General features: G+C 46.8%; 1 protein-coding gene. It reads left to right on the top strand.

The genetic code is table 11. From position 1 onward, the window contains the following. The coding region (gene rmuC, locus Q0256_RS03575; RefSeq protein ID WP_297960113.1) for a DNA recombination protein RmuC at nucleotides 1-869 on the top strand (869 nt) is incomplete at its 5' end. Nucleotides 870-1,486 lie beyond the last annotated feature (617 nt).

The following is a 1,486-nucleotide window of genomic DNA, read 5'->3' as shown; positions in this document are numbered from 1 at the left end:
GCTTTAACGATAAGCTCTATTATCTTAATAGATCCCTTGGCGAGGGTTTGCAGCGCCAAAACAGCGCGCTTAGCGAAAATTTAAGCTCGCTGGATCGTGGCTTTAAGGACATAGCGGAAAATCTAGCGCGAATGAGCGAGCAAAATAAAACTTCACTGCAGGTGCGCGACGAAATCGCAAGGCTAAACTCGATTTTAGGTAATGTCAAACTACGCGGCAACTTCGGCGAGTACCGATTAGAGAGAATTTTATCGATGATCTATGGGCAAAACACCGCATTTTATGAGCTGCAAAAGCACCTACCAAACGGCAGGATTGCGGACTGCGCGCTGCATATCGCAAAAGAAAAAATTCTTTGCATTGACTCAAAATTTCCACTTCAAAGCTATGAAAAGATCATCGCCGCCTCCGCCTCAAACGACGCCGCAGCGCTTGCTAGTGCGGATAAACAGCTAGCCGCAGATATGAAAAAGCACGCCGCAGATATCGCGGAAAAATACATCATACCGCCTCTTAGCACGGAGTTTGCAGTGCTATTCGTGCCGAGCGAAGCGGTTTTCGTCTATGTCTGCGAGAAGCTGACTCAGGTGCTTGAATACTGCGCGCAAATCGGCATTTTTGCGGCATCGCCCACGACGCTGCTGGCGCTTTTAGGCACGATCCGCACCTTCGTAAAAGACGAGGTGCTCGCGCAAAATATCAAATCGGTAAAGGATGAAATTTACGCGCTAAAATCGGACTTTGATGCGCATGCTAAGTATGCGACGGCGCTTCAAACATACGCAGATAAACTCGCCGCGCAAGCGGAACTTTTAAACAAAAACGCAAAATCTCTAAAAGCCCGCTTTGAGCGTTTTAGCGAGCTGTGAGGCGGGCAAACCCTAGCGCAATACGGCGCTTCGGGTGCCTTAGTACGCTGTAACGCGGCGGAATTTTGAGCGGCTAAATTATCGACAAAGGCCTTAAACTCTGCCTCTCATAAAGCTTTGCTTTTGCATTGCAGGCTTGCACGGCTTTCTAAAATTATCGCCGGGCGGCTCATTTTGTGAATTCGGCGTTTATTCGGAGTAAAATTTCAAAAACGGACGCGAATCTCAAAACGGATGCCGTATTTAAAAAACAGAAAGATTAGACGCGCAATCTTACGCGGCGGCAAGATGAAATTTTAAGTTCGACGCGGCGCCAAAACACACAAAATTCTCCTGTGAAATCATAAAATTCTAAAATTTCTCGACAAAAATCAGAGCCATAGCACTGCAAATTCGCCAAATACCTTCTCGCTAAAAACCCAAAATCCCGCTGCCATAGTCTCGAAAAACCGCGCATCTGAAAATTCTGCGAGTAAACTGAAATTACCAAGCGCCTTAAAACCGCATACGCAAGCGAAAAAATCACACTGCGCCTTAATGCTACCCTAACGATCTCGTTTTACCACCCTTATATGCCGCGAAAATCGCGCAGCAGGTCAAACCCGAGTAACAGGATT

The organism is uncultured Campylobacter sp., assembly GCF_937949835.1.
Taxonomy (GTDB): Bacteria; Campylobacterota; Campylobacteria; order Campylobacterales; family Campylobacteraceae; genus Campylobacter_B.
Note: the sequence above shows the minus strand (reverse complement) of the source record. Positions and strands in the feature narration are given on the sequence as shown.